Source organism: Streptococcus sp. ELY_125 (assembly GCF_058314535.1).
Genome location: NZ_JBZFUM010000001.1, coordinates 202,957 through 217,853 on the forward strand (window position 1 = coordinate 202,957; position 14,897 = coordinate 217,853).

The following is a 14,897-nucleotide window of genomic DNA, read 5'->3' on the forward strand; positions in this document are numbered from 1 at the left end:
TTCCCATCTTTTATCCCTCATCAAGCGAGTCAAAAATAAAAAGAACGTTCTTCTTGTAAAAGAACGCTCCACATTTAAGCAATAGTAACTTATTTTGTAGCTACTGCGTAGAGTTCAGCAACCTTATTCCAATTGATAATTTCAAAAAAGGCCTTAATATAATTTGGTCGCACATTGCGGTAACTCAAATAATAAGCGTGTTCCCAAACATCAAGTGCAAGAATAGGTTTCTTACCTTCCATAATTGGTGTATCTTGATTAGCTGTTGAGGTCACTTCAAGCTTTCCATCACCATTAACAACCAGCCAAGCCCAGCCCGAACCAAACCGGCCAGTCGCCGCTGCTGTAAAGGCCTCTTTAAAAGTGGCAAAGGAGCCAAAAGCTTCGTCAATAGCGGCAGCGACCTCGGATGTGATTTCAGTCTTTTCAGGCGACAACAATTCCCAGAATAAAGCATGATTAAGGTGGCCACCGCCATTGTTGATAAGCGCTTGTCGAACATCAGCTGGAATCGCTTCAACATTTGATAAGAGAGCTTCCAAGTCCTCACCAATTTCTGGATGTTTTTCCAGAGCTGCATTCACATTAGCTACATAGGTGGCATGATGTTTATCATGGTGGAGAGTCATCGTTTCAGCATCGATATAGGGTTCCAAAGCATCATAGGCATATGGAAGATCAGGTAAAATAACGGCCATATAGGTTTCCCCTTTTCTTTTTGATATCCTCATTCTATAGGAAAGTGGTAGAGCTTTCAAGAAATTTGCTTACTCTTCAAATATACTACTATGTTCTCACTCTCTTTACTTAGCGAAGATGTAGAATTTTCATTCTTGTATGGATGGGGTAAGTGGTGTTATAGCTTATATTGAAAAGCTATCAAGGCCTGTGTCCATATGCAGACTATCTCAGCAAAGCTGGAAGAAAAAATTTTTCAAGATCTATTCTATTGCACCTCTTTGTTAGCCTTAAGGAGCACTACCTAATAGCATCGACTAACCTGTTTGCCCCATCAGTATGTTTTCGCACCAGGGTACTACTAGGATAAATCCTGTCTTTCATGCGCTATTTTAAGCAAGACTAAATCGAAGAGATACTCCTTATCCAGTTTTCCTTGCTTAATATCATAATCTGCCTTAATTAGGAGTTCCAAAGAATTTTTAAGGAAAGACAGATTCAAATTCCTGCTGTCTCGCACAGCAAATTTCACTTGGTAGGGATTGATTTTGCGCCCCAAAAGTTCAGATAACCTGCTCACCATAGCCGACTCATTCTTACCCTCCTGACTGAGAATTTTGACCTGAGTAAAAAGGCGAAACTGCCCTATCATGATCGCAATCAGTTTGATTTCATCTTCCCCCTGAAGGCGCAAATCGTGAACCAGATCACGTGCTTCATCTATGCGGTCATTTAAGATAAACTGAGTCAAATCAAAGATATTATCCTGCAGTGTCTTTGGAATAGCTTCATTAATATCCTGAACACTGATACGCCCGTCTGCTTTGTAGTCTTTCAGGAAGACCAGATTCTTTTGAATATCACTAAAATTAAAGCTAGATTTAACCAGAAGTTCTTCAAAAGCACCACTTTCAAAAACCAGTCCTTCTTTATGGGCTAACTTTTGAAAGTAAGTGCGCAATTCTGCTTCCTTAAGTTCCGCTGCTTCAAAAATTTTTGCCTCACGCTTAAGTAATTTGGCCAACCGACGCTTACCGTCTAATTTCCCAGGAGCAAAGATAACCAGACGTGTCGTCTCTACAGGATTAGCCAAATAGGCTTCCAGCATTTTTACTTCTTTCTCATCTAAGTAAGACTTTTTAGCAGTCGTGATATCTAAAAGATTATCAAAAATAACAATCTTCTCATCCGAAAAGAAAGGCAGACTTTCCAAGTCCATTTGAGCTTCTGCAAATCTATTCTCAGGAAAATCAAAATAAGAAAAGGTTAAATCACTGGCATCAAACCTCACTCGTTCCAAAAATAGCTGCTTGAGGTGACTATATTGTCCTGAGTCACTTCCTGTCACTAGGGTAATCAAAGGCAACTTTTCCTTGGTTAACCCTTCAACTTCTTCAATTGCAATCATAACGTTATTATATCATAAAAACGATTCGGCCTAAGGCCAAACCGTTCCCTGCTGCTTATTGAAATGGACTTTCTGTATAACCAGATTCGGACATATTTTGTGATTGCGTCGTCGGTGCTGTACTTGTCGCTCCTTGAACAGCTTCTGGCTGGACAGCAGCTCCCTGAAGAGGCTGTTGCGGTGCCTGTGGCTGAGCAGCAGTAAACTGACCTTGAGGTGGGAAGTCAGGATTCATTGGTTGACCGCCAGTCATCGGTTGCTGCGCTTGAGCATTAAAGGACTGATTCATCGGATTCGGTTGCTGAAAACCGGTCGTCGGAGCACCCTGATTAGGATATTGCTGATACTGTTGATACTGCTGATAATTTCCAAATGCCATAACCTTAGACGGCATACAGAGCAAGACAATTAAGGCAATACTTCCAACCCCTGGAACAAAGGCAATAAAAATCCAAGGCCAGTCATAACCGGCATCACGCAGACGGCGAACTGTGATAGCTATCCAAGGCACAATATTAGCCACCCCCCAAGCTAGCCACAGTAACCAGAATAAAATACTAAATCCAACACCAGCTGTTCCACTAGCTGAGAAGATAAGAGCCAGCATAAAAATAGTAATAAGCCAAAAACCGAAGATAATAAGGGCATTCATCAAGTAGACCCACCAAAATCCAGGGCGATTTGTGATACCGCTAAAATCGGTATACTGTTTCCAATAATTCTTATATGCTTCAAGCATGAAATAACTCCTTTTTCTTATTAAAGCTTATTTTAAACTAAAACTTAAAACCTGTCAAACAGGACAGTCTTCACGAAAATTGTCCCATGAGATTTATTGGGGAATATTGGTAGGATTTTGTGGCTGATGGGCTTACCCACCCATCTGTGGACTCTGAAACTGATCCTTGCTAGAAATCTCCTCCCCCCGTCTATACTGCCTTTTAGCCATTCCAGCGTCAGGAACAAATCCTTGGAACTCTTGATTTGCTTGCTGCGGTTGAGCAGCTAGATTCCCTGCTGACTACTAGTACAAGGATTGACTAGGAGTAGGGACGGGCTGAGTATTAGTCCGGCGAGGCGATTGAGGGACTTGTCCTTGGGAACCTTGACTTGTTGATAAGGAGCGTAAGAGAATTGAGAAGCTTACCCCTGAAATTGCTGAGGAGTGGCCTTAGTATACCCAGTGCACTTAACCAGCACGGTGTGAAGGCTGACCACTCTCCCTTAAAGATTCTTGGAGATAAGCTTGAGAGCACAGTCAAGAAAATCCTAGAGCCCTGCCTTACGGTCTAACTGCCCACCTTTGAAAATCATCCGTACCAAGTGAACAGAAAAGGTAAGAATTAGGCACCTAAACTAATATTAATATCCTCCACCGCTTTTGTCTGAAGCCTGATATTCAACTGTTTGTAGCCATTAACCACTATTATATCACCTCATATAGAAGGCCGAGTTAGAGACATAAATAACTAATTAAAAAGCCCCACCAACTAGGTGGGTACTCCTATTATTACGTAAAGTTTATACACGAATTGATAATCTCATAAAAGCTCAGCAAATAAAGTTTTTACTGTGGCGTATTTGTGAAATTATTTGAATTTTGCTGAGAAGACTCATCTTGCACTTGCGGTGCTTGAGTTTGTGGCTGTTGAGGCATCTGGGGATTGACCTGTTGAGCTGGTACAAAGCCATCTCCTTGAGGAATATTAGGATTTTGAGGCATCACAGGAGCTTGCGGTGCAGGCTGACCAAATGGATCCTGAAACGGCTGGCCTTGTGGTACAGTTTGACCAGACTGGCTCGCATTGAACTGCTGTGGCTGTACAGGTACTTGCTGACCATTGATCAACGCTTGAGCAGCTTGCGGCTGAGCTTGTGGTGTTTGTACTGGTGGTGTAGGCTGCTCAAAACCAGCTTGCGGTGTTGTTACAAATTGTACGGCAGCCTGATTATAGAAAGAGTTAGCTTTGGGTTTCTTTTCACGACTTGGAAAAGCCCAAAGTACAATGCTCGCAATGGTCAAAGGAATAGCTAAGATCCAACCGAGCGGGATTAAACTAATCAGCAAAGCTGCACCGTACAAAAAGATAAATGTCCAATGAAAGGCTGCATCACGAAGACGGCGAACACCAATTGCCAGACTAGGTACTAAAATAGCTAGTTCAAAGATGAGCCAAAGAATTAAAGTAACAACGACAACAGGGGAGATATCTGTCCAAATAGATATTCCTTCTGTCGATAAAGCACTTTCCTGCATTTCTGCTACACGACGGCTGAAAGGCAGTACTAAATCAATGATAAAAATTAAATAAAAGCCTAACCTCACTAGATTATTAAAGAGAAAAGGCCACCAAAATTCTGAAGGCTTGGCACGCCCTTTAAAGTCAACATACTGTTTCCAAAAGTTAGTATAAGCTGTAAACATAGGCTATCTCCTAAATAAATGATTACCTATTAGGATAGCATAATTTAAGGTTAATTACAAACTTAGGGGAAAGGAAATATAGAAAGAATCATAAAAACTCCACAATTGCTGATTATGTTAATGACCTTATCGCACAGTTTCCAAAGACCAGCACCACAAGCCATAGCAGCGAATCGCCCCCTGCTTATCTGTTCGGTAGACGGCTATTCCCTGTCTGTCCAAGCGTCGCAAAGTTGCCTTACTAGGATGCTTGTAACGATTGTGCTGACCGACAGATATAAGAGCTGTATCAGCTCGCAGTTGTTCTAAAAAAGCTTGACTGGTCGAGCCCTTGGAGCCATGGTGACCAACTTTTAGGATATCTGCATGAAGAGTAGGGTAGGCTTGTAAGAGCTCTGTTTCTCCTTGGGTTTCCAAATCACCTGTAAATAAAAAGGTTTTATTCAAAAGCCTTCCGTAAAGAATAAGAGAATCATTGTTACCGCCATCGCCAATACGATTAGGATAGAGAACTTTTAGTTGGCTGCCCATAATAGGCAGTTGATCTCCGGCCCGAACTATCCGTACATTAACTTCAAGATGCCTCAATCGGCTTACAAAAGAAGGCTTGGTCAGACTCCCCGGACTAACCAAGATCTCACCGATTTTAAAATTTTCTGCAACTTCCTCTAAATCTCCAATATGATCAGTATCTGTATGGGTTAGGACTAATTGATCAATTTTCCCCACACCTTTGCTTTTTAGATAAGGAATCACTGTTTTTTCTGCATTGCTCTCTTGTTCCCTCTTTTGCCAATTTTCCTGTTCATCAAAATCGACTCTGCCTCCTGTATCAATTAGTATGGTCTTGCCCCAACTATCCCGTATAAAAATACTATCGCCCTGCCCAACATCAATCATAGTCACTTCATTAACTAAAGGATGCTTGACCCAAGCCAAAAGAAAGAAAAAGCCTACCATCAGAGCATACCTGATAGTCTTTTTGGACCAATAGTCATGGAGAAAAGCCAGAGCTAGAATCATAGCTAGCAGTAACAACAAACTAGGGCTGCCAAAAATAGGCGGCCTTCCTAACACAGTATAAATACCAGAGATTACCCTTTCCAAGCCGATAAAAAAGATATTGACACTAGTCAGTTTAATCAAGGGACTGATTAAAAAGGCCAGGCTGAGAAATGGTAGCAATAAAGTATCAAAGAGAAGAGAAAAAATAGCTGTCAATGGAACCGATAAGGGCTGAAAAGCGGAAAAGGAATAAAGCAAGACTGGTAAAATCCCCAAAGAAAGGCTAAACCCTTGCACTGAATATTTTTTAATCCCCGACAAAGCCTCAAAATCAAAGACAGCCAAAATAAATGCATAGGTGAAACTGAGAATACCACCGAGGCTCAGCAAAAATTGGGGCATAAGCGCGAACATGATAAAAATAGTGATGGCCATATTATCTAAACGTTGGAGTCCTAAGCATTTCAGCCAAGACTGAATCAGACTCCTTACCACTGAGACAGCAAAACCTGTCATAGCCACATAAAAGACAGAAAAAGGCACCTGTAATATATCTACCCAATCCTGTCGGATTCCTATCCGTAACAGGATCCTACGAAAGGTTCCCACAAAGAAGCCAACTTGCATACCAGATAGCGCAAATAAATGGATGATCCCTAAACTCGTATAAATGTCGCTCATTCTATCAAAGTCTCTATCAAGATAGCCAAATAAAAGTCCTGTCATATAGTGATCCATAGGACTTGGAAAGCTGCTTTGACAATAAACTAAAGCTTGGCGTCGCAGTTCATGCAAACGCTCATAAACAGTTAAACGCCTAGATAATGCAACAGATTCAATGTGTTCAATATTGACGACCCGATAAATTTGTTGATTTTTTAAATAAGATCGGTAATCAAAGCCATGGAAATTGCGCTGACTTTGAGCTTTCTCCACCTTAGTAGAAACGTGCAGAACAACTTGCTTAGTTAAATGTTGGTAAAACTCCTTTTCCCGTCTTGATCTTAACCGATAAAAAGCCTGATAAGTCCGACCATAAGCCTTAGCATGGAAGCTCAACTGATCGCCATTTACAGACAGTGTGTCCGGCACGATCGTTAATTGTTCAACTCGTTCAGAAGTATTCCTATAGTCATACTGAATTTTTGACTGATAGGCATAAATTAGTAGACCAAACACTAGTAAAACAGCAAGAACAAAACCGAAAATGTTAACGCTGTAATGCCGCCATAGCTGACTAAGTACAAAAGCTAAAATCAATACGACCAAAGGATGCCAAAAAACAACTAGATAGTAGATTAAAATCAGTAAAAAAGCCAGATAAATTGGCTTAAAGGGGAAAAAATTACTCATAGTGTTACCTCAGGTGCAATTTTTTCATAGGTTTTATCGCCAATACCTGAAATATTTTTTAGCTCATCAAGGGATTTAAAGCCACCATGCTCTTCTCGGTAGTCAATAATATCTTGGGCGCGTTTTTCACCAATACCTGAAATCGTCTGCAATTCCTCCTTACTAGCTGTATTAATATTAACCTTATCCTGATTATCAGAAGCTTGACTGCCCTTTTCTGCATTATCACTGCTAGCCACCACCTCTGGCGCTTCTTCACCTTGAGCGGCCACATAAACTACGGCTTCATCATCAAGCTTTTGAGCCAGATTCACCGTCTTTTTGTTAGCGTTATCCGCAAAACCACCAGCTTTTTTGATAGCATCTGTCACTCGACTGCCAGCCGGCAGTTCATAGACCCCTTCTGCTTTTACAGCTCCTTTAACATCCACCACAATGGTATCAGTTTGCTTGTGAGCATCAGAAGAACTGCCAAAAGACGAACTGCTCTGGCTTACAGAAGACGAGACAGCCTCTGGAAAGCTTGCTGCCTGCCTTCCTCCATACAAATTAACAGCCAAAACCAGCACTAAAATGATCAAAACTGACACCAACCCAGTCACTGCTTTATGCTCTTTAACTGTCTCGATCCAATCATCAAACATCAATCATCCCCCCTTAAGATTTATCGGTGAAACATAATGACGACTCCCAACAAAACTAATACCAACAATAAATACAGATCTTCTTTTGCCATTTTGTTTTCCTCTTCATTTATTAGTTCGTAAAATAAAAAAAACAATCCAAACGGATTGCTTTAGGGTGAGGGGATAATCTTGATTATGGATGAATTTTTTGTCCGGCCTCACTTCCTATTTTCGATGCTGCTCTGGATTCCAGATAAAACTAGCCACGTAACTGAAAGCCATCGTTAAGATAACTAAAATAAAGGCAATTACTCCCAAGGGCAGACGATAAATATAGGTCAGGGGATTGAGTTTTTTGTGGTCATTATAATCTTCGTTTTGGCTATCTAGTTGACGAAAAGCAGCTTGGACACGATTAGCAACAGTCTCGATGCCCTGATCATTCAAGCGCTTAACATCAGAAATATCAATTGGTTGACCAAAGTTCATATCAATACGCTCCCCTTTGAGTAAACCAGAAAAGGATCGAGGACCACTGTAAACAGCCGGCTGAATTTTGACCTTGGCCATCTTGGCAATAACCGCTACACCGCCTTTGACATCTGTTGAATGGCGACTACCGCTCGGAAACATGATCAAAGAGCGTTGACTCTTCTTCAGCATTTGTACAGGATACTTAATAGCCTCCTGTCCTGGATTGTCACGGTCAATCGGAAACGCTCCGCACATACGAATCCACCAGCCAAAGATACGGTTGTTAAACAGTTCTTTTTTAGCCATAAAAAGAAATTGCTTAGGTTTAGTCGCAAACGCAAGATAAATTGGATCCCACCATGTGCGGTGAGGAGCCACTAAGACATAGTTTTCTTGAGGATCCAGCAGATTATTACGATTATGATAATGAGCGTTACCATTGACTACCCACACCAAAAAGGAGACCAGCCAGCGTAAATAAGCATAAAACATAAAAATCCTCCTACTTAACCAAATCAGGATCAAAGTCATAGAATCCTGTATCTAGATTGCGATTAGCCGGGTGAAGCTTACGAATAGACTCATCAAAAAGGAAGGCTTGATCTGATGACCATTGACCAGCTACTATCAAATCACGTGCCTTAGTAAAATATTCAGCTATCTGCACAAAATGATCGCCTGGTGTATAAATCCCATCTAACTTCCAATGTCTATAACCATGCTCAACTAAATCAGACAGTTTACTCATTAAATCGAGGTCATTATTGGCAAATATATGTGTTCCATGATTATCTTCATAGATAGAATAATGGGAGTCGTGGTCACTTGGTTCAGATAAGAAAAGATCCCGCTGGCGCGTCTTTTCATCATCAATGTGAGTAAAATTATAGTAATTTTGCAGCAGTGGGCGCTTAGAGTGATGAATAACACTAGCGCCATAAACCAAAACTTCAGCCGGTATCTCCAGATTCTCCGACATCTTAAAGAGTTCAGCTGAAGGAATTTCCCGTGCTAAAACAGCCTCTGAAACACCTGCTACTTTGCCCCAAAAATTAACCTGACGACTAGAAGTAACCATGGTCGAAGCATCGTAGATAATCTTAAAAGGACGCTTATCTCGTTGACAAATATAGAGTACCCCTGCGTCACCCACAGTAATGTAATCAGCACCAATCTTTTCAAGAAAATCCAAATATTCAGGCAAGGCATCCATCATAGCCTGATGCATCAGGGCATTGACGGCCACTGTTAATGTCTTTCCTGCTTCATGTACTAACTGGGCTATTCGTTCCAATTCTTTGTCTGAAAAAGTTTTAGGCAGTCGCAATCCAAAAGCTTTCTCCCCTACATAAATACGATCAACACCCGCTTTTAACAAAGCTTCAGCCTGTCCCACACTCTCTGCGGTTGCTGTTATAATAATTTTTTCCATAATATCTTTATTATAGCAGATTTTTACAGGATATAAAGCCTAAGCAAGCTAGGAGAAAAACACTTTTGTTTAACAGCAGAATTGCCTTACTATTCAACCATTTTTCATGCTTTTCGAAAATCTCGATATATCTTTGACTTATGATATCAGCTCCACTGAGCTTATTCTAGACCACAAAAGGGGCCCTTCTGAGCTAGTTCTAAATCATCCGACCGACTAGCTTCTTTATCATTGTTAAATCTAAACTATCCACTGGCTCGTTTAAGCTGTCTGTAGATCATTGCCCAGTCTGATTTTGATTTTCCTTGAGTCGTAGTTATTTACCCTTTTATAGATGAGAATTGTCGCAATTTTAATCAAAAATTGACTCCTTTCCTTTTTTAATAGCCAAAAAACCTTGATATTGCTGAAATTTCGTGACAGATTTCTAATTTTATGTTAGAATATTACCAACCTAACAAAGTTACCTATCTTGCTAGTATAAAAAAGGGAGGAGGCTCTGTCGGCATGCTAGACTTATTCCTATTGGAAAAGTAAGCTGGTCTCTGAGCCCTCATTTATCTATCTTTTAATAACCCTTTATTTATATCTTAGCGAAAGGAGTTTATTATGGCAGCCCAACGCCAACATGATTTTGATTATATTGATAATCAAGAATCCAAATCACTTAATCAATCTGAACCAAAATACCAAGAATTTTATGAAATAGATACTCAGAGTGCCAAGTTACGTGAGCTTCTGTTCTTTGCCCGCATTGCCCTCTTCTCTATCTCATCTGTCCTCTTAACTTTTCTCTTTTTAGCACTGGGGCTTGGAACCCTTGTTTCCTTTACCCTAGCTCTCCTCCTAGGAATTGCTATCACATCAACGATTTCTACTTTTGTCCTATCTATGAAGAAAAAATAAAAATGGTTCGGTTGAACCATTTTTTTAGGTTTCAAATCTACCTAGTAGCCGTCAACAAGAGATTTTTTCAGCCTCCAACTTATCTATAATGTTAAACATTTATCCCTTAAAAACTTTTGATCTTTCAAAATCTTGCACTGCCAGACCACTCTACTAGCTGATCTCTTCTGTGTCACCGACGCTACCGGAATCATTGAGAATATCATCTGGAGCCTCAAACTTAGACTTTTTAACCTTATTCCACTTAGAATAAGTTGATTTCACCTTTATATTTACTCTTCTAGGAGCTTTTTTATAGGCCATGGTCATCGAAAAATCTGTTAGATAGAAATCTTCTTTGTCAAAAGAAACTTCAAATGTTTTCTTCATGTCACCTTGACTGTAACCAGTTAACGACAAATTTAACTCCTCACTAAAAAGAGAAACAAGATCTATATTTTGACTCTTTAAAACCAAGGTATAGGTGTTTTTGCCTTCTTTTAATTTGAAATCATCCTTCATCGAATAAACAATGTCCAAGAAATCAAAATAATCCGGATCAACATTATAGTTATCAAAAGATTGCTGTCCTCCACTCCAAGAACCAGCTTGGCTATCTCTTGAATAAATAGAGCCTTTATCAGCCATGATAAATTCTTGGTAATTTTCTATACCATTCTCCTTTGTTCTAATCACCCCTCTTGCACGCTGCAACTTACTAGCCTGACTACCATAATCAAGATCGGCCTTCATCTTTTGTGATTTCTTTCCACTGCTGGAGTGGGTAGAAAGAACCATATCAAAATGAACTGTTTCTATATCTTGATTAGCCTTTTTAGCTTTCTTAATAACTTTGGCAACCGTCATTTTTTCTTGGTAAACCTTATTGTCTGTGTCTTTTGTATTGCAGGCTGTCAAAAAAAATAGACTAACAGCAGTGATGCATAAAATTTTTAAAGTTTTTCCCATAAGGCTCTCCTCCTTATTTGGATTATTTCCCCTTCATTTCCTAGTTTAGCACACTTTGTAAACCTTTTCATTATCTTTTTTATTTCTTAAAGAAATTGTAAAAATCAATAAGGAAATTTGCTCGGCCTAGCGTCTCTTTTTAAAAGTAATTAGGCTTTTATTAGCACTTGAACTCCCTCCCTACAAAGGAAGCAACCTCCCTTACCTTACAATGGGTAGCAGAAAGACAAAATTCACTTGCAACTGCAAGATGAACTTTTGACTTGCCGATCGGTAAAAAAGAAAAGCACCTCAAACGTTAGCTAAATTCTACGCTTGAAGCACTCATCATTTAAATCTACTTTTTAAATTTCTTATTCCGGTGTTTCCTCATCACCATCATCTGCTGGATAGTCAATAATAATATCATCAACTTCTGCCTGCGTCTGCGAGGCACCTTCTTTTGGCACCTTAGCAAATTTATCTCGAAAAGCTAGAACCTGATCGTTAGCAAATTCACTCGCCTGCACAGCCTTATCCTTGACATTTTCGATAACATCATCCTTAGTCAGCTCACCTGTTTCAAATTTCTCTTTATAATCTTTAACGGTATGAAGAGCTGCATCCTTATAAAACGCAGCCTTCTCCTTTGCTGCCTGATTGTAGACCTCAGGATTATCCTTATAATCCTTTGCAAAGTCAACAGCCTTCTCCTTGAACTCTTGTCCCTTTTTCGTAGACAGGAAATAACCCGCTGCCACACCTAAAACTGCACCCGATACTAATGTTTTAAAAACCTTACCCATATTTAAACCTCCTTATCTTTCTTTCTAAATAGCTTGCTAGCAAAACGATAGACTGTTGCTGCTGTCCCAGCTTTGGCTGCATTAGAGCCAGCTTTCGTTGCCTTTTTGCCGAGCGTCCGCGCTTGACTATTAAGATCAGAAACACTGACAGATACATCAGCTACAGCTTCAAACAAGGGATCAATAGTGGCCATCTTACTATTGACATCATCAACCAAGACATTAGCCTTGCTGATAAGTTCATTAGTTTGGTGCAAGGTCACATCAAGCTCCGACGTTAACAGCGAAATTGTTCGCTTAGTTTCATCAACTGTTCCAGCAATCTTGTGCAAAACAATCACTAAATAGATAACCAGGGCAACAAAAGCCAAGGCAATAATTAACAGTGCATATCCTACCATACATGTCTCCTCTATTATTATAAAATTTTACTCTGTTTCTTGATAGTAGGGCTGTCGCCCTATCCTACGTCCATGAATAGTCATGGCAATTCCTACTAAGACAAGGAGGGCCGAAAGCCACTGCGACACTCTCAATCCGCCCCACATAAGACTATCAGTCCGCAAACCTTCAATGATAAAGCGACCGCAACCGTACCAAATGAGATAAAACCACGCTACCTCCCCTTGCCGCAGTAACTTAGGACGATGGCGCAAACTCATAATGATAGCAAAACCGAGCAAGTTCCAAAGGGATTCATATAAGAAAGTAGGAACTCGATAACTCCCCTCAATGTACATCTGCTTTTGAATAAATTTGGGTAGATAATTAAGGTGGGCCACCGCCTTGCCATAAGCTTCCTGATTGAAAAAATTGCCCCAGCGACCTAAACTCTGAGCCAGCATAACGCCTGGCGCAGCAATATCCAAGAAATCATAGACAATAATCTTTCGCCAATGAGCAAAGATCAGCATGACTGCAACTCCTGTTAGAAGGGCTCCATAGATAGCGATTCCACCATGCCAAGTGGCAAGAATTTCTAGTGGGTTACTCGCATAATAATCCCAGTCAAAGGCCACATAATAGAGCCGTGCACCAACAATAGCTAAAGGAAAAGCGATTAAAATAAAATCTATAATATCATCCGACGTCATTCCTTTACGGGGTGCTTCTCTCATTGCCAGCCAAACAGCTGCCACCATGCCTGTTACAATACAAAGGGAATACCAACGAATGACTATCGGACCAAATTGAAAAGCTATTGGATCCATCAGTTCTCACCATTCTGGCTAATCAGGCTGGTTAGACGATCTTCAAAAGTTTTTGTCGCATCAAAGCCCATCTGCTTAGCCCTCTGATTCATAGCCGCTGCTTCAATTACAACCGATACATTACGGCCTGTTTTAACAGGAATGCGCACCCGCGGAATTTTAACTCCTTGTAATTCAATTTCTTCATTGCCGTTGCCTAAGCGATCAAAGACCTTACCCTTCTCAAAATTCTCTAGATAAATGGACAGCTGCACTTGAGAAGAATTACGGACAGCACTAGCACCGTAAAGGCTCATTACATCAATAATACCGACCCCTCGAATCTCCAAAAGGTGGCGTAAAATTTCAGCCGGTTCCCCCCAAAGTGTTTCCTCATCTTTAGCATAGATATCCACGCGATCATCAGCAACAAGGCGATGGCCACGCTTAACCAGTTCCAAGCCAGTTTCGCTCTTACCGATGCCGGAATCTCCCTGAATAAGAACTCCCATGCCATAAATATCAACGAGAACACCATGAACGCTGGTACGTTCAGCTAGACAAGAATTGAGGTACCAAGACATGTCTCCTGAGATACTGGATGTTGCCTGATGAGACTGAAAAATAGGAGTCTCACCTTCTTGGGCGGCTTTCAGCAGTTCCTCAGGAATTTCCAAGTCACGAGCGACCACTAAAGCTGGTGTTTCGGGGCGAAACATAGCTCGTAAAACTGAATAACGGTTGTGAGAGGTCATAGCCATCATGTAGGACCATTCCTTCATCCCCATCAACTGAACACGCTCAGGCGAATAATAGTCGAAGTACCCAGTTAACTCCAAGCCTGGACGCGAAATATCCGAAGTCGTAATTTCTTTTTGCAAGAATTCTGGCTGGGTATATACCGCTTCCAACTTAACCTTTTTAGCTAGCATATCAACAGTAACAGTCATAGGCTTTTCTCATTTCTATTTAATAGCCTTATTATATCATAAAAGCTGAGTAAGGCTAAAGGGCTAATATACATCTATTGCTGACTGCTAGTTTCGAAGCGACTAAATCCAGATAAAACTAGTATTCTAGCAAAAACAAGTAAATCCAAAAATTATTTGAATAAAACAAAAGAGCTGGAAACCCAACTCTCTTAATACGATTCACCAAAACCACTTATGATCATCGTCGACAACTTCTGCATCTTTTCGGCGTCTGGGACCTGTACCATATTTATCGCGCTCAATATCCTCTTTATTAGGAAGCAAAACCGCTAATAGGATGTAAAGAAAGATACCAAAACCACCTGTAAAGTAAGCAAATACCGCAAAGAGCACGCGCGCTAAAGTAATATCCCAACCAAACTTCTCTGACAAGCCAGCTAGGACACCGCATAATATCCGACCCTGCCGCTTTTTATAAAATTCTGTCATCCGAGTTTCCTCGCTTCCTAAACTTTGGAGTGATGGATTCCTGTTACTACCCCACACTCCCCTTACTTTACTAATAGTATACTGTCTTGATAGCAAAATAAAATCAGCCCTAGGGCTGATTTCAGACCGAAGACAAACTTCTTTTTGGGAGTTTGTCTTTTTTTAAAAATTCTCTAGAAAAATATGGCCTGAGGTGACAATAACTAAGGTATTTACTTGAATTTGGTCAAAATAAAAAGGCCTTCC

The 14,897-nt window shown here is 40.5% G+C and carries 15 protein-coding genes; 1 reads left to right on the forward strand and 14 read right to left on the reverse strand.

The window, feature by feature from the left end:
* Positions 1-89 precede the first annotated feature (89 nt).
* From sodA to AC4HAL_RS00895, 8 genes are all read right to left on the reverse strand, one after another.
* Complete coding sequence (gene sodA, locus AC4HAL_RS00860) at positions 90-698, reverse strand: superoxide dismutase SodA (RefSeq protein WP_491092516.1); 609 nt, start codon at positions 696-698, stop codon at positions 90-92.
* 341 nt (positions 699-1,039) lie between these two features.
* Complete coding sequence (holA, locus tag AC4HAL_RS00865; protein ID WP_447452791.1) at positions 1,040-2,086, reverse strand: DNA polymerase III subunit delta; 1,047 nt, start codon at positions 2,084-2,086, stop codon at positions 1,040-1,042.
* 55 nt (positions 2,087-2,141) lie between these two features.
* The gene (locus AC4HAL_RS00870) at positions 2,142-2,825 is read right to left on the reverse strand and encodes a DUF805 domain-containing protein (RefSeq protein ID WP_491092518.1); all 684 of its coding nucleotides are present in this window, start codon (positions 2,823-2,825) and stop codon (positions 2,142-2,144) included.
* An 828-nt stretch (positions 2,826-3,653) separates the two neighbouring features.
* Entirely contained in the window at positions 3,654-4,511 is an 858-nt protein-coding gene (locus tag AC4HAL_RS00875) for a DUF805 domain-containing protein (protein ID WP_491092519.1), read from the reverse strand.
* Between the two features lie 126 nt (positions 4,512-4,637).
* Positions 4,638-6,869, reverse strand: a complete 2,232-nt coding sequence (locus AC4HAL_RS00880) for a DNA internalization-related competence protein ComEC/Rec2 (protein ID WP_491092520.1) — start codon at positions 6,867-6,869, stop codon at positions 4,638-4,640.
* Entirely contained in the window at positions 6,866-7,513 is a 648-nt protein-coding gene (locus tag AC4HAL_RS00885; RefSeq protein WP_491092521.1) for a helix-hairpin-helix domain-containing protein, read from the reverse strand. Before AC4HAL_RS00885 ends, AC4HAL_RS00880 begins: the two co-directional genes overlap by 4 nt.
* 207 nt (positions 7,514-7,720) lie before the next feature.
* Entirely contained in the window at positions 7,721-8,461 is a 741-nt protein-coding gene (locus AC4HAL_RS00890) for a lysophospholipid acyltransferase family protein (protein ID WP_491092523.1), read from the reverse strand.
* Positions 8,462-8,471: 10 nt separating this feature from the next.
* The gene (locus AC4HAL_RS00895) at positions 8,472-9,401 is read right to left on the reverse strand and encodes a peptidase U32 family protein (protein ID WP_491092524.1); all 930 of its coding nucleotides are present in this window, start codon (positions 9,399-9,401) and stop codon (positions 8,472-8,474) included.
* A 609-nt stretch (positions 9,402-10,010) separates the two neighbouring features.
* On the opposite strand from AC4HAL_RS00895, the gene AC4HAL_RS00900 reads away from it, so the two are divergent.
* A complete protein-coding gene (locus AC4HAL_RS00900; protein WP_447452784.1) occupies positions 10,011-10,307 on the forward strand; it encodes a DUF3270 family protein in 297 nt (98 codons plus the stop codon).
* Between the two features lie 153 nt (positions 10,308-10,460).
* On the opposite strand, the gene AC4HAL_RS00905 is transcribed toward AC4HAL_RS00900, so the two are convergent.
* The 6 genes from AC4HAL_RS00905 to AC4HAL_RS00930 all read right to left on the reverse strand — a co-directional run bounded on the left by AC4HAL_RS00905 (position 10,461) and on the right by AC4HAL_RS00930 (position 14,651).
* Positions 10,461-11,255: a DUF6612 family protein gene (locus AC4HAL_RS00905; protein ID WP_491092525.1), complete on the reverse strand. Its 795-nt coding sequence runs from the start codon at positions 11,253-11,255 to the stop codon at positions 10,461-10,463.
* A gap of 353 nt (positions 11,256-11,608) precedes the next feature.
* A complete protein-coding gene (locus AC4HAL_RS00910; protein ID WP_491092526.1) occupies positions 11,609-12,040 on the reverse strand; it encodes a YtxH domain-containing protein in 432 nt (143 codons plus the stop codon).
* Positions 12,041-12,042: 2 nt separating this feature from the next.
* Positions 12,043-12,441: a DUF948 domain-containing protein gene (locus AC4HAL_RS00915; RefSeq protein WP_491092527.1), complete on the reverse strand. Its 399-nt coding sequence runs from the start codon at positions 12,439-12,441 to the stop codon at positions 12,043-12,045.
* Positions 12,442-12,468: 27 nt separating this feature from the next.
* Positions 12,469-13,254: a prolipoprotein diacylglyceryl transferase gene (gene lgt, locus AC4HAL_RS00920; protein WP_491092531.1), complete on the reverse strand. Its 786-nt coding sequence runs from the start codon at positions 13,252-13,254 to the stop codon at positions 12,469-12,471.
* Entirely contained in the window at positions 13,251-14,180 is a 930-nt protein-coding gene (gene hprK, locus AC4HAL_RS00925) for an HPr(Ser) kinase/phosphatase (protein ID WP_447452780.1), read from the reverse strand. Before hprK ends, lgt begins: the two co-directional genes overlap by 4 nt.
* Before the next feature lie 201 nt (positions 14,181-14,381).
* Positions 14,382-14,651 (reverse strand): PspC domain-containing protein, encoded by a 270-nt coding sequence (locus tag AC4HAL_RS00930; protein ID WP_447452779.1) that lies wholly within the window; start codon positions 14,649-14,651, stop codon positions 14,382-14,384.
* Positions 14,652-14,897 lie beyond the last annotated feature (246 nt).